Origin of the sequence: Halarchaeum grantii, assembly GCF_014647455.2 — an archaeon.
In the GTDB taxonomy this organism is placed as follows: domain Archaea; phylum Halobacteriota; class Halobacteria; order Halobacteriales; family Halobacteriaceae; genus Halarchaeum; species Halarchaeum grantii.
This window is the reverse complement of the sequence record NZ_BMPF01000001.1, coordinates 189,369-209,465: the sequence shown is the minus strand read 5'-3', so window position 1 is coordinate 209,465 and position 20,097 is coordinate 189,369. Positions and strand designations below refer to the sequence as shown.

The window sequence follows — 20,097 nt, the reverse complement described above, 5'->3', positions numbered from 1 at the left end:
TCACATATCCGATGGATTTTCGTCGGCCGGGTGCAATCGACGCGTATGAACGGGAAACGCGTCCTCGTCACGGGCGGCGCCGGTTTCATCGGCTCGAACCTCGCGAACCGCCTCGCCGAGGACAACGACGTCATCGCGCTCGACAACGGCTACCTCGGCACCCCGGAGAACCTCGACCCGGACGTCGAGTACGTCGAGGCCGACGTCCTCGACGAGGACCTCCCGACCGACGTCGACGTCGTCTTCCACCTCGCCGCGCTCTCCTCGCGGCAAATGCTCGAGGAGAACCCCCGGCAGGGCGCGCGCGTGAACGTCGAGGGGTTCATCAACGTCGTCGAGCAGGCCCGCGACGCGGGCTGTGAGACGTTCGTCTACGCGACGACCTCCTCCATCTACGGCAGTCAGACCGAACCCTGCCCCGAGGACATGCCCGTGGACGCCGCGACCGGCTACGACGCCTCGATGCTGGGTCGGGAGCGCTACGCCGAGTACTACTCGAACTTCTACGACGAGCTGACGCTCGCGGGGATGCGCTTCTTCTCCGTCTATCAGGGGTACGGCGGCGCCGAGGAGCACAAGGGCGAGTACGCGAACACCGTCTCGCAGTTCACCGAGCAGATCGCGAACGGCGAGTCGCCCGTCCTCTGGGGCGACGGCTCGCAGACCCGCGACTTCACGCACGTCTCCGACATCGTCACCGGCCTCGTGCGCACCGCCGAGCACGAACTCGACGGCGTCTACAACCTTGGCACCGGCGAGAGCTACTCGTTCAACGAGATGGTCGAGCTGATCAACGACGCGCTCGGCACGGACGTCGAACCCGAGTACGAGCCCGTCCCGCTCGACAACTACGTCTACCACACGAAGGCCGACATCTCGAAGATCAACTCGGCAACCGGCTGGGAGCCCGAGATTAGCTTCGAGGAGGGCGTCGAGATGGTCTGTGAGCCGTACCGCGACGACGACCGGTAGGGAGGCGTCGCGAAAACGCGAACGCCGAGCGCGCTGAGGCGTGAGCGCATCGAGCCCGCCGCTTTTTAGCCGCGCCCGCACCCATCTCCGGGTATGACTCGAGACGTGCGGATCATCGGGGCACCCTCGGACTACGGCGCGAACCGGCGCGGCGTCGACATGGGGCCGTCGGCCATCCGCTACGCGGACCTCGCGGCCGGTATCGAGGTGACGGGCGCGACCGTCCACGACGCCGGCGACCTCGCGGTGCCGCGCGCGGAGGAGCGCGACCCGGACCGCGAACAGCCCACCGTCGGGAAGGCGAAGTTCCTCCGCGAGACGCGCGAGGTCTCCCGGACGCTCGCGGACGCCGTCGCCGACAGCCTCGCGGACGGCGAGTTCCCGCTCGTCCTCGGCGGCGACCACAGCATCGCCATCGGGTCGCTCGCCGGCACCGCGCGCGACGCCGAGGTGGGCGCGGTCTGGTTCGACGCGCACGGCGACTTCAACACGCCGGAGACGAGTCCCTCCGGGAACGTTCACGGGATGCCGGTCGCGGCCGCGCTCGGGAAGGGGTCGTTCGCGGACGCGACGTGGGCGCGCGCGGACGGCCTGCGCGAGGAGAACGTCGTCTTCGTCGGCCTCCGCGACATCGACGAGCACGAGCGCGAAGCGATCAACGAGAGCGACGTGACGGCGTTCACGATGTCCGACATCGACGAGCGCGGCATCAGCACGGTCGTCGAGGAGGCGCTCGACGTCGCGAGCGCGGGCGTCGACGGCGTCCACGTCTCCTTCGACCTCGACTGGCTCGACCCGAACGAAGCGCCGGGCGTCGGGACGCCGGTCCGGGGCGGGGCGACCTACCGGGAGGCCCACTGGGCGCTCGAGGCCGTCGCGAACCGCGACGCCGAGGACGGCATCCTGCGCTCGATGGAGCTCGTGGAGGTGAACCCGATTCTCGACCAGTCCAACCGGACGGCCGAGATGGCGGCCGAACTCGCGGCGAGCGCGCTCGGCAAGCGCATCCTCTGAGCGCCCGCGGTGGTCGGTGCGTCCGAGCCCGCTCGTGCGGCCGCGTGCGACCGCGTCCGTCGCCTACCGAGACTCGACCTGTGGCGGGCCACGCCCATGTCGGCGCGTAGCCGGTCCGCCACGCGCTACGTGTGTCGCCCTCACAGCTCACAGCGTGGGTTCGACGCGTTCACGCGCTCGGGGTCGGGGTCGAGGTGCGCCGGAACGGGCCCGCAGTCGGCCGTCACGTTCGTCGCGCCCCAGTAGGAACCGGTGGCGTCGAGGACGCCGACGGCGTCGCCGTTGTAGACCGCGCCCTCGCCGTTCCCGTAGAAGCTCGCGGCCGTGAGGCCGACGGCCGTCGCGTCCTCCTCGACGTAGAGACCGTGGCGGCTCGCGTTGGTGAACGCCGTCCGCGCGAACGAGACGTCGGAAGCGGTCGCCGCGAGATACGCGCCGACCGCCCCGCCGGAGAGGTGTACGTCGCGGACCGTCGTCCCGTTCGCCGCGCCGCCGACGTAGAGGCTGATGTTCCCCGCGCCAGTCGCCCGCACGTCGCGGATCGTCGCGGGCGCGAACACCTGGAGGGCGTTCGACCCGACGTTCGTCACGGTGACGTTCGAGACGGCCGTGTTCGACCCGTAGGTCGTGAGGCCGCTGTCGCCGTCCGCGTGCAGCGTCAGGTTCGAGACGGAGACGTTCGCCGCGAGCTCGACGTAGAGGAGGTCGCGCTGGGTGGCGTTCACGTCGCCCTCGATGACGACGCCCGAGCGCGACTGTCCGACGATGCTGAGGCCGTCGAGCACCTGTCCGCGCGCGCCGAGGCCGACGTAGGTCTCGTAGTAGGTGCCGTTGCGCACGTAGAGCGTCTCGCCCGGGTGGGCGTGCCACGCGGCGAGCGCGAGGTCGGTGTACGTTACGCCGGGCGGCCCGGCCGCGTCCACGACGACGTCCGGGCAGAAGCCCGTGCAGGCGTGCGAGACGGAGCGGACCGTCCGCGTCTCCGCGCCGCGCACCGCGAGCACGCGATACGTCCCCGTGCGCGCGGGGTACGCGTAGAGCGTCGCGTTCGCGTGCGCCGTCTCGTCGACGACGTCGCCGCGCGGCCCGACGAGCCGGACCGCTTCCGCGTCGCTCATCGCGCGCACGTTCACCGTCATCACCTCGATGTCGTCGGCGGTCGTGTCCGTGGCGACGCTCACGCTCGCGTTCGGTTCGGGTGCGTCCGGCGCGCTGAAACCGCCCGAGAAGAGCAGTGCCGCCGCGAGAAGCGCGATGGCGAGCAGGCCGATGAGGGCCCGTGCGCCGTTACGCACGGCTTCCTCCGTGGTCCGTCCCCCGAACGCCGACGCCACCCGCACGCAGTCGTCGCTGTGTCGCGTTCACGATACGCACCCACTACGGGTGGAAGTACAAAGAGCTACGTGAGTGCCGCTAGTCGTCCGCCGGGTCTGGCGTGAAGACGTCGACGGCGGCGAGGCGGTCGTGGGACTCGAGGTCCATCACGGTGACGCCCTGCGTGTTCCGGCCGTACTCCGAGACCTCGGAGACGGGCGCGCGCATGATCTGGCCGTCTTCGCTCATCGCGACGAACTCGTCGTCGTCGTCGACGACGTGGACGCTCGCGACGCGGCCGTTGCGCTGGCCGGTCTTGATGTCGACGAGCCCCTTCCCGTTGCGGGACTGGCGGCGGTACTCGGTGAGGGCCGTGCGCTTCCCGTAGCCGTACTCGGTGACGGTCAGGAGGTCGCGCTCGTCTCCGTCGTACGCGGCGGCGACGCCAGCGATTCGGTCGCCGTCCCCGAGTTTCACGCCGCGCACGCCGCGCGCGGAGCGTCCCATCGGTCGCGCTTCGGACTCGTCGAAGCGGATCGCCATCCCCTCCTCGGTGCCGAGGATCACGTCGCCGTCGCCGTCCGTCACCTCGACGTCGACGAGCGCGTCGCCGTGCTCGAGTTTCACGGCGCGAATGCCGGACGAGCGGATGTTCGCGAACTCCGAGACGGCGGTGCGCTTCACGTAGCCGTCGCGGGTCGCCATCGTGAGGTACTCCTCCTCGGAGTCGAAGTCGAGGTCGTCGGCGGTGACGACCGCCGAAATCTCCTCGTCGTCGTCGAGGTCGATGACGTTCACCGCCGACGTGCCGCGCGCCGTCCGGGACATCTCCGGCACCTGATACACCTTCAGGCGGTAGACCTGCCCCTGATCCGTGAAGCAGAGGAGGTAGTCGTGCGTCGACGCCGTGAACACCGTGGAGACGCGGTCGCCCTCCTTCAGGTCGGTGCCGATGACGCCCTTCCCGGCGCGGTGCTGGCGGGTGAACGTCTCAACGGGCGTGCGCTTGATGTAATCGCCCTCGGAGAGCGTGACGACGACGCGCTCCTCCGGAATGAGGTCCTCGTCCGTCACCTCGCCCGTGCTCTCGATGACGCGCGTCCGGCGCTCGTTCGCGTACTCCTCGCGCAGCTCGCGCAGCTCCGACTCGATGACGCCGAGCAGTTCGCTCTCGTCACCGAGGATCTCCTCGAGGCGCTCGATGCGTGCGGTGACCTCCTCGTACTCGTCCTCGATCTCCGCGGCCTCCATCGACGTGAGGCTCCCGAGCTGCATGCGGACGATGTGTGCGGCCTGCGAATCGCTGAAGTCGAAGGTTTCGCTGAGCGCGGCCCGCGCGGCGTCGCGGTCGGCGGCGTCGCGAATCGTCTCCACGACGTCCTCGGCGTTCTCGAGGGCGCGGAGGCGGCCCTCGAGGATGTGCGCGCGCTCCTCCTTCTCCGCGAGCTCGTGCTCGGAGCGACGGCGCACGACCGTCTTGCGGTGCTCGAGGTAGTGCTCGAGCATCTCCTTCAGCGTGAGGACTTCCGGCTGGCCGTCGACGAGCGCGAGGTTGATGACGCCGAACGTCCGCTCGAGGTGGGACTCGAGGAGGTGGTTCTCCACGATGTCCGTGTTCGCGTTCGACTTCAGCTCGACGACGACGCGGATGCCGTCCCGGTCGGACTCGTCGCGAAGGTCGCGAACGCCCTCGAGCGACCCGTCGTTCACGTCCTCCGCGATGCGCTCGACGAGGCGGGACTTGTTCTGCTGGTAGGGGAGTTCCGTGATGACGATGGAGTCGCTCCCGCGGTCGTTCTCCTCGACGTGGTACTCGGCGCGGACGCGCAAGCGCCCGCGACCCGTCTGGTAGGCCTTCCGGATGGCGTTCCGGCCGACGATGTTCGCGCCCGTCGGGAAGTCCGGCGCGGGCACGTGCTCCATCAGGTCCGGGATCGAGCAGTCCGGGTTCTCGATGAGGTGGACCGTCGCGTCGATGACCTCCCCGAGGTTGTGCGGCGGGACGTTCGTGCTCATCCCGACCGCGATACCCGAGGAGCCGTTCACGAGGAGGTTCGGGAACGACGCGGGGAGGACGGACGGCTCCTCGAGGCGGCCGTCGTAGTTCGCCTCGAAGTCCACCGTGTCCATGTCGATGTCCGCGAGCAGCTCCTCGGCGATGGGCGCCATGCGCGCCTCCGTGTAGCGCATCGCCGCCGGCGGGTCGCCGTCGATGCTGCCGAAGTTCCCCTGACCGTCCACGAGCGGCTCGCGCATCGAGAACGGCTGGGCCATCCGCACGAGCGTGTCGTAGATGGCGGAGTCGCCGTGCGGGTGGTAGTCACCCATCGTCTCGCCGACGATGGACGAGCTCTTCCGGTGTGCGGAGCCGCTGCTGACGCCAGCCTCGTGCATCGCGTAGAGGATGCGCCGGTGGACGGGCTTCAGGCCGTCGCGCACGTCGGGGAGGGCACGACCCGCGATGACGCTCATCGCGTAGTCGATGTAGGACTGCTCCATCTCCTCCTCGACGCGCACGTTCTTCACGCGCTGTGCGACGTCGTCGTCGTCGGGTACGTCAGGTGATTCGGAACTCATCTATCAGATGTCGACCCATTTGGCGTCCGTCGCGTGCTCCTGGATGAACTGCTTGCGCGGGCCGACCGCGTCGCCCATCAGCACGCTGAACATCCGGTCGGCCTCGGCGGCGTCCTCGACGGTGAACTTCTTCAGGACGCGGTTCTCGGGGTTCATCGAGGTGTCCCAGAGCTGCTCGGGGTTCATCTCCCCGAGGCCCTTGAAGCGCTGGACCTGACTCGGGTTCCCGTTGCACCGCTCCTCGATGATGCGGTCGCGCTCCTCCTCCGTCATCGCATCGAAGGTCTCGCCGCGATAGCGGATGCGGTAGAGCGGCGGCTGGATGGCGTAGACGTGCCCGCCTTCGAGGAGCGGGCGCATGTGCCGGTAGAAGAACGTGAGGAGGAGCGTGCGGATGTGCGCGCCGTCGACGTCGGCGTCCGTCGCGAAGATGATCTTGTCGTAGCGCAGCTCCTCGATGTCGAACTCCTCGCCGATGCCGGTGCCGGCAGCGGTGATGAGCGCGCGGATCTCGTCGTTCTCCAGGATCCGGTCGAGGCGGTGTTTCTCGACGTTCAGGATCTTCCCCTTGATGGGGAGCACCGCCTGGAACTCCCGATCGCGGGCCTGCTTCGCGGAGCCGCCAGCCGAGTCGCCCTCGACGATGAATAGCTCGGCGTCCTCGGGCTCGCGCGTCTGGCAGTCCGCGAGCTTCCCGGGGAGCGCACCCGACTCGAGGGCGTTCTTCCGGCGCGTCAGCTCCTCGGCCTTCTGTGCCGCCTTCCGGGCCTTCGCGGCCTCGACGGCCTTCTCGACGACGGCTTCGGCGGTGTCCGGGTGCTCCTCGAAGTAGGTGCCGAGGCCGTCGTGGACGGTGGACTCGACGATGCCTCGAACCTCGGAGTTCCCGAGCTTCGTCTTCGTCTGCCCCTCGAACTGCGGGTCGGGGTGCTTGATGGAGACGACGGCGGTGAGCCCCTCGCGGATGTCCTCGCCCTTGAGGTTCTCGCCGTCGAGTTCCTTCAGGAGACCGTGCTCGCTCGCGTAGTCGTTGACGGTGCGCGTCAGCGCCGTCTTGAACCCCGTGAGATGCGTACCGCCCTCGCGGGTGTTGATGTTGTTCGCGAACGCGTGCGTCGAGGACTGGAGGTCGTCGGTCGCCTGCATCGCGATCTCGACCTGCACGTCCTGCTCCTCGCCGGTGAGGTAGATGACGTCCTCGTGGAGCGCCGTGCGGGACTCGTTGAGGTACTCGACGAACTCGCGGATGCCGCCCTCGTAGTGGAAGGAGGTCTCGCGGCCGTCCTCGCCCTCGCGCTCGTCTTGGAGAGTGATGGTGACGCCGCTGTTGAGGAACGCGAGCTCGCGGAGGCGGCTCTCAAGGGTCTCGAACTTGAAGTCGGTCGTCTCGAAGATCTCCGAGTCCGGCGTGAAGCGGATGAGCGTCCCGGTCTGGTCGTCGGGGACGTCCGTGATGCGTTCGAGGTCGGTGACGGGCTCGCCGCGCTCGAAGCGCTCGCGGAAGCGCCCGCCCTCGCGGTCGACGACGACCGCGAGTTGCTCGGAGAGGGCGTTCACCACGGAGACGCCGACGCCGTGGAGGCCGCCGCTGACCTGATAGGACTTGTTGTCGAACTTCCCGCCGGCGTGGAGGACGGTGAGGATGACCTCGACGGCCGGCCGGTCGTACTCCGCGTGCGTGTCGATGGGGATGCCGCGGCCGTCGTCCTCGACGCTGACCGAGCCGTCGTCGTGAAGCGTGACGGTGATCTCGTCGCAGTGGCCGGCGAGCGCCTCGTCGATGGAGTTGTCCACGACCTCGTAGACGAGGTGGTGGAGACCCCGTGCGTCGGTAGAACCGATGTACATCGCCGGGCGCTTTCGGACCGCTTCCAGTCCTTCGAGCACCTGAATCTGCCCGGCTCCGTACTCGCCTGAGTCTGGCATGGGGATTGAGTGCGTCTAGTATTCCCTCCCGTATAAACTCTCGTACACGCGCGCGTAGGCGCGCGAATCGCGGACGCCCCCCAAGCCGGTTCAGCTGACGTGCGCGGCGACGTCGGCCTGCGTGATGATACCGACGGTATCGCCGTCCTCGGTGACGATGACGGCCGTGTAGTGATCGAGGAGGCTCGACACCTCATCGAGGGTGGCGTCTGGTGAGACGGTGGGGAAGGACTCGCTCATCACCTCGCGAACGGGGTTGTCGCCGACGTCCGCGCCCGCGTGCACGACGTCGCTCTCGCTGATCGACCCCACGGGAACGCCGTCGGCGATGACTGGGAGCTGTGAGTAGCCCGCCGTCTGCATCTGGTCGACGGCGTCGTGGACGGCGTCGCTCGGCGCGACGCTCACGACTTCGGAGTGCATCAGGTCGCGCGCGCGGACGACGTCGCCCTCGGCTTCGTCGAGCGCCTCGACGATGCGCCGCAGCGTCGAGAGCCGGGGGTCGACGTCCCCGCCCTCGATGCGCGCGATGAGGGGCTGTGAGACGCCCGCCCGCTCGGCGAGTTCGCTCTGCGTCAGCCCGAGGGCGTTCCGGCGTTCCCGGAGGTCCTGGGGCGTGGGGAGATACATAGCCGTAATTACCCGAAGTTATAGATAAGTCTACTCCCCGTCTTCCGGCTCTTCGACGACCTCGATGACTTCGAGGGGGACGTCGCGGAGCGCCCCGCCGACCTCGCTCTTCGCGATTCGCGAGGCGTGCTCCTCGGAGTCCGCGTTGAAGACGGTGAGTTCGAGCATGAGACCGACGAGCGCCGTCTCGGCGGCGAGGAACGCCGCGTCGAGCGGTTCGCCACAGGCCGGGCAGCCCGTGACGCCGGCCTCGACTTCGACGTAGTCGAGGTCTTGGTCGTTCAGTCGACGGCCCGCTTCGCTGACCGCGACACCGATAGCGTCGTCCGACTCCTCGACGTCACGAACCAGCCACGCGGCCTCCATCGCCACGACGTAGTTGCTCATACCGGAGACAAGGACCCCGGGTAGTCGTGTCTTGTGGTTGCCGGGCGTCGCGCGCGTCGGCGACGTGCCGTGGCGCGGACGTGACCGCGATTATCTCCATAACTTACGCCAACGTGTGCCGTCACGTCGCCCTCGGTGACGGACCACGGGCGGGACGCAGCAAGCCGAGTTGCACCGACGCGAACCCGAGTTGAATCGCCAGACAGCGTCGGGTCGTGTGAGTTACCCACATCGGCAAGCTACTTATGCGGTGGTCCGATGAGAGGTGAGCAAGCAGATGCGCACACGGTTCGCCCGTCTCGTCACCGCCGTCCAGTACCAGTTCACGCTCGCCGTCGCACTCACGCTGCTCCCGCTCGCGACCATCACGCGACGCCTCGGCGTCACCCTTCCCGTCCACCGGCTCCTCGAGCGCTCCGGGGACGCCTACCGGAGCACGCGCTGAAGAGGCCGCCGACGGACCCCCGAGTACCCGCCGGAAGGGTGGATTTTATACGTCACCCGCGACTATCGACACTCAATGTATAACCCCAGTCAGGGCTCCGAGTTCTCGCGGAATGCAGAGCGCCTCCCCAACGGTCCCGGCAACCCCTACGAGCCGGAGCTCGGCCACGTGCCCGAGAACAACATGAGCGAGCAGGACATGGACAACATCAACAAGACCGGCACGACCATCGTCGGCATCACCACCGAGGAGGGCGTCCTCATGGCCTCCGACATGCGCGCCAGCCTCGGTGGCCGCGTCGTCTCCAACAAGAACGTCCAGAAGGTCGAGCAGATCCAGGAGAACGCCGCACTCTCCATCTCCGGGAGCGTCGGCGGCGCGCAGTCCTTCATCCGCACGCTGAAGGCCGAGTCGAACCTCTACGAGGCCCGTCGGGGCGAGCGCATGTCCATCAACGCGCTCGCGACGATGGCCTCCAACCTCCTTCGCGGCGGCCCGTTCTTCATGGTCGTCCCGATCCTCGGCGGCGTCGACGAGGAGGGCTCGCACGTCTACAGCCTCGACCCGAGCGGCTCCTCGCTCTCCGATAAGTACACCGCACAGGGCTCCGGGATGCCGTACGCGCTCGGTACCCTCGAGAACAACTACCGCGACGACCTGACGATGGACGAGGCCGAGCAGATCGGCGCGAAGGCCATTCAGGCCGCGAGCGAACGCGACACCGCCTCCGGCAACGGCATCCACCTCACGAAGATCACCGAGGACACCGTCGAGATCGTCGGCCATCAGGACGTCGAGGACGTCCTGTAACGCGCGCAGTACTCGCTTCCTCCGTTCTTCCGTTCTTTCACGTCGCGTAGCGACGGCGACCGACGACGCGTGTCGACGGCCCGTCCGTCCGCCTATCCGCGCCGATTGCTCCGGTGGTTCGCCGCCTCGACCTCACCGCCTCGACCGGTCCAGTCCGCGAAGCTCCCGGTGATGAGCGTGTCGCGCTGGTGTTCGAGGTAGTCGAACTGCATGTCGTAGACCGCGTTCTCGAAGGACGCCCCATCGTCGAGGTTCTCGCGGACGCGCTCGCGCTTCCAGTCGGCGGGCGTGATGCCGTGGCGGGCGCGCTGGCGGAGCGGCCAGAGGTACTTCGCGGCCGTCTCCTCGTCGAGGCCGCGCGCCCGCAGGCCCGCCTCGGCCTGCTCGAAGAGGTCGGTGTACATCTCCGTCGCGTCCGTCGTCTCCCCGTCCGGCCCGAGATAGGTCAACTCTGCGTCGCTCCCGTCGCGGACGGCGGCGTAGAAGTTCTCGCGCGCCGTCTCCCACGGGAGGTCGTAGAGCGGGTGGTCGCGTGCAACCATCGCCTCTAGCGACCCCGCGAGGAGCGCCTGAAACGCCATCGTGTCCCGAACGGTCGGCTGACCGGGCAGCGGGCGGAACTCGATGCGGGCGTTCGCGGACTCCTTCGAGGAACCGCCGAACACCGGGCGCACCCAGCGCCAGTAGGTGCCGTGCTTCATGCGGAAGTGCGCGAACTCGTCGTCGAAGCGCCCGCCCGTCTCCACGGGCATCGGGACGATGGTGTCGTCCTCGACGACGGCGTCCACGGCGTCCTGCACGCTCTCGAAGTCCCGGGGGAAGCGCACCTTCTCCTGCTCGCCCGGGACGTTCAGCACGGACTCGAAGACGTCGATGCGCGCCTCGTCGTGGCCCTCCTCGAGGATCGCCGCCGGACTCGCCTCGGCGTCGTAGAGGTCCGGCGGGTAGAACGGCGAGTTCACGCCCAGCGCCACGAGCGGGCCGGCGAGTCGCACCGCGTACCGGAAGTAGGTCGGGAGGTCGACGGCTTGGGGCACCTGATAGTGGGGCTGGATGGAGGTGATGAGCGCTTCCGGCATCACGGTGTCCGCGTCGAGCGAGACGTGCGGGGCGTCGAGCACCATTCCCGCCGGTTCGTCCGTGTTCGCCATCGCGTGATAGCGCGTCGAGGCGCTCATGTTCGTCGCGATCTCGACCCCGGAGTCGGTCACGCTCGCCGTCAGGTACTCGCGCGCCGTCTCGCCCTCCGGCGGAATCGTCCACATCGCGTCGCTCACGAGGTGGAGCCCCTCCGCGTCCATCGGCTCCGCGGCGGCTTCGAGGCGCGCGCGCACTTCGGCCTCCTGCGCCTCGAGGCCGAACTCGTTCAGCGGCTGCGGGCTCGCCGTCATCTCCGCGTTGTGGAGGCCGAGCTCCTTCTCGAAGCCGACGAACTCGAGGAGGCGACGCGGGATGCGCGCGAGCGAGCCGTCATCCGAGACGCCGTAGAACTCGTACTCGAGGCCGACGATGGCCTGCGGGTTGTCGAACGTCCCCGCCTCGATCTCCGCCTTGATGACGTCCGCGTCCTCGCGCACGCGCTCCTGGAACGCCTCCGGGTCCACGTCCAGCACCGACTCCACGTCGCGTGCGAGTTCCGACTCAGCCATGCCGTCGGCTTCGGGCGGTCAGGACTTGAAAGACCCGCCCGAGTCCCTACGACTCCTCGTGGGCCTCCCGAAGTTCCTGCAAATGGCTCTCGAGCACGTGGAGCGCCGCGTCCGCGTCCGTGTAGCCGCGCTCGTAGTCCTCGTAGACGCTGTCCGCGCCCGCGAGGAACTGTGTGACCGCCTCGTCGAGGTCGCCGTCGTCGTCGCTCATACCTGTCCCTGTGCGTCCCGCGCGACTAAAGCGGTCGGCTTTCGGCGGCCGCGTCGTCGGTGCTCGTGCTGGTCGCGGACGCCGCGACGTGGGCTCGCCTCCGCGTGGCTCGCGGTTTCACCGCGCGCTCTGCCCGCGGACGCCTCCGACGTCCGCGTGTCTTAAGTCCGCGCTCCGGCTACGTGAGGCAAATGGAGTTCGCCGAGTTCGCCGAGCACGCGGCCGGTATCGAGGCCGAGCCCGCGGACCTCGAAGTCGTGTCGCTCGTCGCCGACCTCTTCGCGGAGGCGGACGCGGACCTCGGGGTCGTCGCGCGCTTCGTGCAGGGGCGCGTCTTCCCCGCGTACAGCGAGCGCACACTCGACGTCGGGCCGAGTCTCTGCCACGAGGCGATCGCGCGCGCCGCCGGGCCGAACGTCGAGGCGGCGGACGTCGAGGCGCGTCTCGCGGAGGAGGGCGACATCGGGCGCGTCGCCGCGAGCTACGACACCGGCGGCCAGCGCGGCCTCGGCGCGTTCGGAGCGACCGACGGAGCGCCGGGCCCCACCGTCCGGGAGGTGTACGACGAGCTCGCGGGACTCGCCGCCGCCGAAGGCGCCGGGAGCCAGGACGAGAAGGTGGCGACGCTCTTCGGCCTCCTCTCGCGCTGCGACGGCGACGCCGAAGCGCGCTACCTCGCGCGCCTCGTCCTCTCCGAGATGCGCATCGGCGTCGGCGAGGGCACCGTCCGGGACGCCATCGCCGAGGCCTTCGACGTCGACGTCGCGGCGGTCGCGCGCGCCCTCCAGGTGTCGAACGACTACGGCCTCGTCGCGGAGACCGCGCGCGAGGAGGGCGCCGCCGGCCTCGCGGGCATCCACCTCGAGGTGGGCCGGCCCGTCCAGGCGATGCTCGCGCAGGCGGGGAGCGTCGCGGACGCCATCGAGGCGTGGGAGACCGTCGCCGTCGAGACGAAGTTCGACGGCGCGCGCGTCCAGTTGCACCACGACCCCGACGGCCGCACGGAGGTCTTCAGCCGGAACATGGAGGAGGTGACGGCCGCGCTCCCCGAGGTCGTGGAGTTCGCCGAGCGCCACCTCGACGCCCCCGCGATACTCGACGGCGAAGTCGTCGCCGTCGCCGAGGACGGAAGCCCGCTCCCGTTTCAGGAGGTGCTCAGGCGCTTCCGCCGGAAGCACGACGTCGAGCGGATGCGCGAGGAGGTCGCCGTCGAGTTGCGGGCGTTCGACTGCCTGCACGCGGACGGCGCGGACCTCCTCGACGCGCCGCTCACCGAGCGCCACGACGCGCTCGCGGCCCTGCTCGCGGGGACGGACGCCGTCTCAGAGCTCCTGCTCTCGGACGACGCCGACGACATCGAGGCGTTCGAGGCGGACGCCCTCGAGGCCGGCCACGAGGGCGTGATGCTCAAGGACCCCGAGTCGACCTACACCCCGGGCAAGCGCGGGAAGCAGTGGCTGAAGCGCAAGCCCGACGTCGAGACGCTCGACCTCGTCGTGACGGGCGCGGAGTGGGGCGAGGGCCGACGCGCCTCGCTCCTCGGGACGTTCCTCCTCTCCGCGCGCACCGAGGACGGCTACGAGACCATCGGGAAGGTCGCGACCGGCATCTCGGACGACGAACTCGCCGACCTCACCGACCTCGTCGAGCCGCACGTCGTCCGCGAGGACGGCCAGACGCTCGAGGTCGACCCACAGGTCGTCTTCGAGGTGGGGTACGAGGAGATCCAGCGCTCGCCGACGTACTCCTCGGGGTACGCGCTTCGCTTCCCGCGCTTCCTCGCCGTCCGCGACGACAAGACGCCGGAGAGCGCGGACTCCCTCGAGCGCGTCGAGCGCCTCGTCGAGAGCCAGTGACGCCGCGCGCCGCCGTCCTCGACCTCGACGGCACGCTGGTGAGCGGCGACGGCCTCCTCCCGGGCGCGCGCGACGCGGCGGCGGCGATCCGCGAGCGCGTCGAGGCCGTCTGCTTCCTCACGAACAACCCGACGGTCCCTCCGGAGGCGTACGCGGCGCGCCTGCGCGACCTCGGCATCGAGGCCGCGCCAGCGGAGGTCGTGACCGCCTGCACGGCCACGCTCGCCTACCTCCGCGAGCACCACGCCGACGACGCGGTCTACGCGATCGCCGGCGACGACATCGTCGCGCAGCTCCGCGACGCCGGCGTCTCGCTCGTCGCCGACCCCACGGCGTGCGAGTGCGTCGTCGCCGGCTATGACCCCGACTTCGACTACGACGACATGCACGCGGCGCTGCGCGCGTTCGGCGACTCGGGGGCCGTCGGCTTCGTCGGCACCGACCCCGACCGCACCATTCCGACACCCGACGGCCCGGTCCCGGGGTCGGGCGCCGTCGTCCACGCGATTTCGGGCGTCGTCGAGCGCGACCCGGACGTCGTCCTCGGCAAACCCTCCGTGGAGACCGCGGGCATCGTCGCGGAGCGCCTCGGCGTCCCCGCCGCGGACACCGTCGTCGTCGGCGACAACCCCGCGACGGACGTCGCGTTCGGCGAGCGCGCCGGGATGACCACCGTCCGCGTGCGGACCGGCCTCGGGCGCGCGGACGGCGGGCCCGACGCGGACGTCGTGGTGGACGACATCGGGGCGGCCGTCCGGGTCTTCCGCGAGGCGTAGCTTTAGGAGCGCGAACGCACACGTCTCGGTATGACCGTCACCTTCGGTTCGCACACGCTCGAGTGGCTCGGCTACGCGTGCGCTCGCGTCGAGACGGCGGACGGCACCGTCGTCTACACGGACCCCGGGCGCTACGGCACGCTCGACGGGGCGTGGGACGACGACTACGGCACCCACCCGCATCCCCACGGGCGGGCGTACGACGCGCGCGACGGCGACGTCGTCCTCGTCACGCACGACCACCACTACGACGACGAGGGCGTGCGCCGCGTCGCGACGTCGGACGCCACCGTCGTCGTCTACGAGGGCGTCTCCGCCGAGGGCGTCCGCGAGAGCTCCGGACGCGATGTCGCGGAGCCCGAAGACCTCGACTACGAGATCGAGCGCGTCGCGTACGGCGACCACCTCGACGTCGCGGGCGTCGGTATCGACGTCGTGCCCGCGTACAACCGCGCGGACGGCCCGCGCGACGACCACCCTTACGAGTTCGGCTGTGGGTATCGCTTCGTGCTCGACGAACGCGCGTACTTCTGGACGGGCGACTCGGACGTCGTCGACGAGCACGGCGACCTCGACGTGGACGTCCTCCTCCCGTCCATCGCCCAGTCGTTCACGATGGACCGCCACGGCGCCGCCGACCTCGCGCACGACCTGCGCCCGGACCTCGTGCTCCCCATCCACTACAACACGTTCGGCGCGCTCGCCGCGGACGACGAAGCGTTCGCCGCCGACGTCGCCTCGCGCGGCGTCCCCGTGGTGCTCGACCGGCCGCGCGAGGGAGAATAACGCCTACAGGACGCCCATCTCGTCCAGTCGCTCGGGGAGGTAGGTGTCCGTGACGAAGTCCAGCCCGCGCGAGGCGAGCGCCTGCTGTTCGGCCTTCTTCCCGATGTCGAGCTGGAGCTCGATCTGCTCCGTCCAGAAGTCGGACTGGAAGCGCGGGTCCTCGAGTTCGCTCTCGAGGGCGTTCACGTCCGAGTCACCGAGCGGGTCGGTGGGGAGGTCGTACTCGACGATGTCGGCGGGCCGGATGCCGATGAACTGCGCGTCCGGCGTCGCGAGGTACTCCGAGAGGTGCGCGGACTTGATCGACCCGTAGGAGACGGATCCGAAGATGCGGTAGCTCCACGGGTCACCGTCCGTGAAGACCGTGACCGGGAGGTCGAGTTCGTCGTGGAGGCGCTTGGTGAGGCGCCGCGTCGCGCGCGCTGGCTGGCCGCCGAGGTGGACGACGAGGGCGTTGTACTCGTCGTCGAAGCCGTTCTCGACGAGGCGGTCGCGCATCCCACCGGTCTCCACGCAGAGGACGAAGTCGGTGTCGTGGTCGAGGAACTCGATGGTGTCGGGGTTGTTCGGGATCTGGTAGCCGCCCTGCCCGACGTCCTCCTGACAGTGGATCTCGCGGTCGCCGCGATTCGTCTGCTCGCGGATGCGGAGGGGCCCCATCACCTTCGCGCCCGATTCCTCGGGGCGCATGTGGAAGTCCTCGCGCTTCACGCCGGAGACGATTTCGAGGTCCTCGACGAGCTTGTCGGACTCCGACTGGTTGTTGAACTGCGCCTCCTCCTCGCCCCACGACTCGGAGAGGTAGTAGAGTTCACGCAGCGTCGAGGAGCGGTCCTCGTCGAGTTGCTGGGCGAGGAAGTCGATGGTGTAGACGGACTTCAGGAGCTTCCGCGCGCCGCTGACGGAGTTCGCGGAGCGCGTCGAGGTGCGGTCGCCGTACACCCAGACGCCCGCGTCCTCGTCGAAGACGATGTTCGACTTCGAGCGCGTCGGGAGCGTCATGCTCGGAACGTCCCCGTCGGCGAACTGGTCGTAGAACTCTGCGGCCATGTCGGTGAGGCGCTCGCGCGCCTCCGCGTCGTCTGGGGTGGTGTCTGAGCTCATCGGTTGACGGTGAGTTTCTCCTCTTCGACGCCGCTCACGGAGAGGTCGCAGTCGGCGTCGTCGCTGACGGTGTAGGTGAGCGCCGCGTCGTCGCCGCCGGAGACGGAGGGCGACCACTTCACGAACCACTCGCCGTCCATCTCGACGACGGTGCCCTCGCTGACGTTCGCGGGTTCGGCGGAGACGATTTCGGTGACCTCGAGGTCCGCGCCGGCGCTCGTGTGGTTCTCGACGGTGAGTGTCACGGCCTCGCCGTCGCGTTCGCGCTCGACGAGGACGTTGTTCATGATGCGCGCGAGCGAGTCCTCGACGGCCACGGGCTCGCGGCCGGTCATCTCCGAGACCTTGTCGGCCATCTTCGGGAGGACGTCCATGATGACGTTCTGCTTCTCGCGGCGCTTCTGCATCGAGCGGCGCTTGTTCAGGAAGCTCTTCAGTTCGCGGGCGGCCTCGCGGACCGCGAGCTCGATCTCGTCCTCGATCTCCGGGACCGACGCGAGCGCGTCCTTCGACTCGCTCGTGAACGGTACGTTCGTCGAGGCGACGTGCACCATGATGACGCACGGGCCGTTCGGCAGGCCGCTCCCGCCCGGCTGGTCGAGGCCGTAGTTCCGCCAGCCGATCTGCTTGAGGACCTTCGTCGTCGCGCAGGCGCCGCGCTGGTAGACGAGCGGGACGCGGTTCGCGAAGCGCATCACGTCCACGGTCCCCTCGGCGGCGAGGTCGCCGCCGTAGGCGATGCCTGCCTCGACGACGAACGGGTCGCCGCCGTGGACGTCCGCGTCGCGCGTCGCGGCGGCGTAGAACTCCGCGTCGAACTCCTTGCGGAGGCCGGCCTCGATGAGGTCGGCCTCGATCGGCGAGAGACACGACGTCGGTGGCGCCATCACGTCCACGGAACTCATCGCGGCGAGCAGGTCGCGCGCGAGGTTCCGGTCGCCCTCGACGTCCGCAGCGCTCGGGAGGTCGTCCGTGACGGTGTGGGCGTTCATCCAGAGTTCTTCCGTGATGTTCTCACGGGCGGTCTCGCCGACGGTCGCGCCGTCGACGTCCTCGGTCGTCTCGGCGGCGCGCACGACGAAGTCGCGGAGGCCGTCGCGCGTCAGGCGGTCGCGCGGCGTCTCCTCGCCGAACTTCGCGGCGAGGCGCTCGGCGAGCGCGTCCACCGTCGCGTCGTCCTTCTGGTTCGAGGTGGCGGCGTCGACGTGTCGGTAGAGGTCGCTGCGGCGGTCCGCGGTGAGGACGCCCCACGCGGCGTCGACGACGTGTCCCCGGACGGTCGCGCCGAAGGAGGTCGCGCCCTCGGCGTCGGCGGCGGCGTCGGCGACGAGCGTCTCGAGATCGGTGTAGGCGAGCGCGCCGCGTTCGCGGAGCGCGTCCGCGACGGCGGCCGCGAACGCCTCCGTGTCGTCGGCGGGCTTGTTCGAGACGGCGTCGCGGAGCGCGGCCTCGAGGTCAGCCTCGCTCGCGGTGGGGAGCGTCCACGCGAGCTCGCGGCCGTAGTGGCGGTCGCGGAAGGCGTCACAGATACTGTCGGCGGTTTTCGCGCCGACGCGCGTGAACTCCTCGCGGAGGAAGCCCCGAACCGTCCGGGAGTCCGTCTGGTCGAGCATCTTGATGAGCGCGCCGAGTTCCACGCCGTGGGGGTGCGGGCGGATCTCCTCGGTCTCGGCGGGGAGGGTCGCGCCCTCCGCGCGCTCGAACTTGAACTCGCCCTTCGGCTCGCGGAGTTCGAGGCGTGCGTGCGGGTTCACGACGGCGGTGTGCTCGACGTAGTCGTGGAGTTGACCCCGCGCGCGCATGTTCGCCTCCATTTCGAGCTCGATGCGGGTGCCGTGCGAGCGGTCCCACGACGTCGTCTGTTCCTCGCTGATGACCGGTTCGTTCGTGTCCGTGTCGATGACGAGCTCGTAGTAGTTGGCCTCGCTCGAGCCCTGCGTGCGCGAGGTGATCTTCGCGGGCGTGCCGGAGGTGAGCTGGCTGTAGAGGACGGCGGCCGAGATCCCGATGCCCTGCTGGCCCCGCGACTGTTCGCGGGCGTGGAAGCGGGAGCCGTAGAGGAGCTTGCCGAAGATCTTCGGGATCTGCTCTTTGGTGATGCCGGGGCCGTTGTCCTCGACGACGAGCGTGTAGTAGTCCCCGTGCTCCTGAATCTCGACGTAGATGTCGGGGAGGATACCGGCCTCCTCCGTGGCGTCGAGGGCGTTGTCGACGGCTTCCTTGACGGCCGTGACGAGCCCGCGGGCCCCGGAGTCGAAGCCCAGCATGTGCTTGTTCTTCTCGAAGAACTCGGCGATGGAGATCTCGCGCTGGCTCGCGGCGAGCTCCTCCGCGATGCCGTCGTCTCCATCGGCGAGTGTCGACTGGAAGGACGTCATTTCCGTGCCTACGACGTTGGCTATGCGGCTATAAAACCCCGTGGGTACACCGTGGTGAAAGTGGACGACGGCACGGGGAACGGCCGCACGCGTCGTGCTCGCCGGACGGACGGCCGGACTCCACTTCCGGCGCTCACGGGCACGGTCGACGCGCGCGGGCGACCACCGGTGCGCGCACTGTGGCGCGACTGTGGCGCGATGTGCGTCTGAGCGGTCCGTCGGGCGCGCACGCGGCGGGAAACAGTTGCGGCGGTGGTGTGTCTAGAGGGTGAGGCCGCGGATCTCGACACCGTCGCCCTCGCGAACGGTGCCGATGCGCTCGCCGTCCGTCGTGGCGATCAGGTCGTCGGCCTCGTCCTCGGGGCACGCGACGACGAACCCGGTGCCCATGTTGAACGTGCGGTGCATCTCCTCCTCGGAAACGTCCCCGCGCTCGGCGACGAACGCGAAGACGTCCTGTGCGGGGAGTGGGTCCGTGACGTCGTAGGCGTAGTCGCCCATCCGCGCGAGGTTCGTCCAGCCGCCGCCGGTGACGTGCGCGGCCGCGTGGATGTCGAGGTCGTGGAGCGACGGGAGCAGATAGGTGTAGATGCGCGTCGGCTCCAGCAGGGCCTCGCCGACCGTGTCGTAGCCGTCGTAGGGGTAGTCGTCGTGATAGCTCCCCTCGCCCTTCGTCGCGGCCTGCCGGGCGAGCGTGAGGCCGTTCGAGTGGATGCCCGAGGACGCGAAGCCGACGAGCGCGTCGCCCGCCTCGGCCTCGCCGGGCAGGAGGTCGTCCTCGTCTGCGAGGCCGGCGACGGTGCCGGCGAGGTCGAAGCCCTTCACGACTTCGGGCATGACCGCCGTCTCGCCGCCGACGAGCGCCATCCCGGCCTCCTCGGCGCCCGCCGCGAGCCCCTCGCCGACCTGCGCGGTGAGCTCCTCGCTCGGCTCGTCGACGGCGAGGTAGTCGACGAACGCGGCGGGTTCGACGCCGGCGGCGGCGAGGTCGTTGACGTTCATCGCGATGCAGTCGATGCCCACCGTCGAGTAGTCCTCGAGGGCTTCGGCGACGAGCAGTTTCGTGCCGACGCCGTCCGTCGCGAGCGCGAGGTACTGCTCGCCCATCGGCACGAGTCCCGCGTAGTCCGTGGTGTTCCCGACGTCCGCGACGGCGTCGACGAGCGCGGCGGTCGCGGCCTCGCTCGCGTCGATGTCGACGCCTGCCTCGGCGTACGTCATGCCCTCGGCATCGTCCTCACTCATACACGACCGTGCGTAAT

Annotated in this window: 17 protein-coding genes; 7 read left to right on the top strand and 10 right to left on the bottom strand. The window is 69.5% G+C overall.

What is annotated here, in order from left to right:
- Positions 1–45: 45 nt before the first annotated feature.
- Positions 46–972, top strand: a complete 927-nt coding sequence (locus tag IEY12_RS01045; RefSeq protein ID WP_188876687.1) for an NAD-dependent epimerase/dehydratase family protein — start codon at positions 46–48, stop codon at positions 970–972.
- Between the two features lie 93 nt (positions 973–1,065).
- A complete protein-coding gene (gene rocF / locus IEY12_RS01040) occupies positions 1,066–1,986 on the top strand; it encodes an arginase (protein WP_188876685.1) in 921 nt (306 codons plus the stop codon).
- Positions 1,987–2,126: 140 nt separating this feature from the next.
- Here rocF and IEY12_RS01035 read toward each other — a convergent pair whose 3' ends face one another.
- From IEY12_RS01035 to IEY12_RS01015, 5 genes are all read right to left on the bottom strand, one after another.
- Positions 2,127–3,281 carry a right-handed parallel beta-helix repeat-containing protein gene (locus tag IEY12_RS01035; protein WP_188876683.1) on the bottom strand — a complete coding sequence of 385 codons (1,155 nt, stop codon included), beginning with the start codon at positions 3,279–3,281 and terminating at the stop codon, positions 2,127–2,129.
- Between the two features lie 118 nt (positions 3,282–3,399).
- Entirely contained in the window at positions 3,400–5,877 is a 2,478-nt protein-coding gene (gene gyrA / locus IEY12_RS01030; RefSeq protein WP_188876681.1) for a DNA gyrase subunit A, read from the bottom strand.
- A 3-nt stretch (positions 5,878–5,880) separates the two neighbouring features.
- Positions 5,881–7,803: a DNA topoisomerase (ATP-hydrolyzing) subunit B gene (gyrB, locus tag IEY12_RS01025; RefSeq protein ID WP_188876679.1), complete on the bottom strand. Its 1,923-nt coding sequence runs from the start codon at positions 7,801–7,803 to the stop codon at positions 5,881–5,883.
- Between the two features lie 90 nt (positions 7,804–7,893).
- Positions 7,894–8,433, bottom strand: coding sequence for a CBS domain-containing protein (locus tag IEY12_RS01020; protein ID WP_188876677.1), 540 nt, complete (start codon positions 8,431–8,433; stop codon positions 7,894–7,896).
- Between the two features lie 30 nt (positions 8,434–8,463).
- Complete coding sequence (locus tag IEY12_RS01015) at positions 8,464–8,820, bottom strand: DUF555 domain-containing protein (protein WP_188876675.1); 357 nt, start codon at positions 8,818–8,820, stop codon at positions 8,464–8,466.
- Between the two features lie 277 nt (positions 8,821–9,097).
- Here IEY12_RS01015 and IEY12_RS01010 point away from each other — a divergent pair, with 277 nt between their 5' ends.
- Positions 9,098–9,265 carry a hypothetical protein gene (locus tag IEY12_RS01010; protein WP_176969859.1) on the top strand — a complete coding sequence of 56 codons (168 nt, stop codon included), beginning with the start codon at positions 9,098–9,100 and terminating at the stop codon, positions 9,263–9,265.
- 75 nt (positions 9,266–9,340) lie between these two features.
- Positions 9,341–10,075 carry an archaeal proteasome endopeptidase complex subunit beta gene (gene psmB / locus IEY12_RS01005; protein WP_188876673.1) on the top strand — a complete coding sequence of 245 codons (735 nt, stop codon included), beginning with the start codon at positions 9,341–9,343 and terminating at the stop codon, positions 10,073–10,075.
- Between the two features lie 92 nt (positions 10,076–10,167).
- On the opposite strand, the gene IEY12_RS01000 is transcribed toward psmB, so the two are convergent.
- Positions 10,168–11,724 carry a glutamate-cysteine ligase family protein gene (locus tag IEY12_RS01000; protein WP_188876671.1) on the bottom strand — a complete coding sequence of 519 codons (1,557 nt, stop codon included), beginning with the start codon at positions 11,722–11,724 and terminating at the stop codon, positions 10,168–10,170.
- A 46-nt stretch (positions 11,725–11,770) separates the two neighbouring features.
- The gene (locus IEY12_RS00995; RefSeq protein ID WP_188876670.1) at positions 11,771–11,935 is read right to left on the bottom strand and encodes a hypothetical protein; all 165 of its coding nucleotides are present in this window, start codon (positions 11,933–11,935) and stop codon (positions 11,771–11,773) included.
- A 191-nt stretch (positions 11,936–12,126) separates the two neighbouring features.
- On the opposite strand from IEY12_RS00995, the gene ligA reads away from it, so the two are divergent.
- From ligA to IEY12_RS00980, 3 genes are read left to right on the top strand one after another with little or no spacing between them, the layout of a single operon-like run.
- Entirely contained in the window at positions 12,127–13,791 is a 1,665-nt protein-coding gene (ligA, locus tag IEY12_RS00990; RefSeq protein WP_188876668.1) for an ATP-dependent DNA ligase LigA, read from the top strand.
- Positions 13,788–14,567 (top strand): HAD-IIA family hydrolase, encoded by a 780-nt coding sequence (locus tag IEY12_RS00985; RefSeq protein ID WP_188876666.1) that lies wholly within the window; start codon positions 13,788–13,790, stop codon positions 14,565–14,567. Before ligA ends, IEY12_RS00985 begins: the two co-directional genes overlap by 4 nt.
- A gap of 30 nt (positions 14,568–14,597) precedes the next feature.
- Positions 14,598–15,353, top strand: coding sequence for an MBL fold metallo-hydrolase (locus IEY12_RS00980; protein WP_188876664.1), 756 nt, complete (start codon positions 14,598–14,600; stop codon positions 15,351–15,353).
- Positions 15,354–15,356: 3 nt separating this feature from the next.
- On the opposite strand, the gene IEY12_RS00975 is transcribed toward IEY12_RS00980, so the two are convergent.
- The 3 genes from IEY12_RS00975 to purM all read right to left on the bottom strand — a co-directional run bounded on the left by IEY12_RS00975 (position 15,357) and on the right by purM (position 20,080).
- Positions 15,357–16,457 carry a DNA topoisomerase IV subunit A gene (locus tag IEY12_RS00975; RefSeq protein WP_188876662.1) on the bottom strand — a complete coding sequence of 367 codons (1,101 nt, stop codon included), beginning with the start codon at positions 16,455–16,457 and terminating at the stop codon, positions 15,357–15,359.
- Positions 16,454–18,835, bottom strand: a complete 2,382-nt coding sequence (locus IEY12_RS00970) for a DNA topoisomerase VI subunit B (RefSeq protein WP_188876660.1) — start codon at positions 18,833–18,835, stop codon at positions 16,454–16,456. The genes IEY12_RS00975 and IEY12_RS00970 overlap by 4 nt, the downstream gene beginning before the upstream one ends.
- A 261-nt stretch (positions 18,836–19,096) precedes the next feature.
- Positions 19,097–20,080 carry a phosphoribosylformylglycinamidine cyclo-ligase gene (purM, locus tag IEY12_RS00965; RefSeq protein ID WP_188876657.1) on the bottom strand — a complete coding sequence of 328 codons (984 nt, stop codon included), beginning with the start codon at positions 20,078–20,080 and terminating at the stop codon, positions 19,097–19,099.
- Between the last annotated feature and the right edge of the window lie 17 nt (positions 20,081–20,097).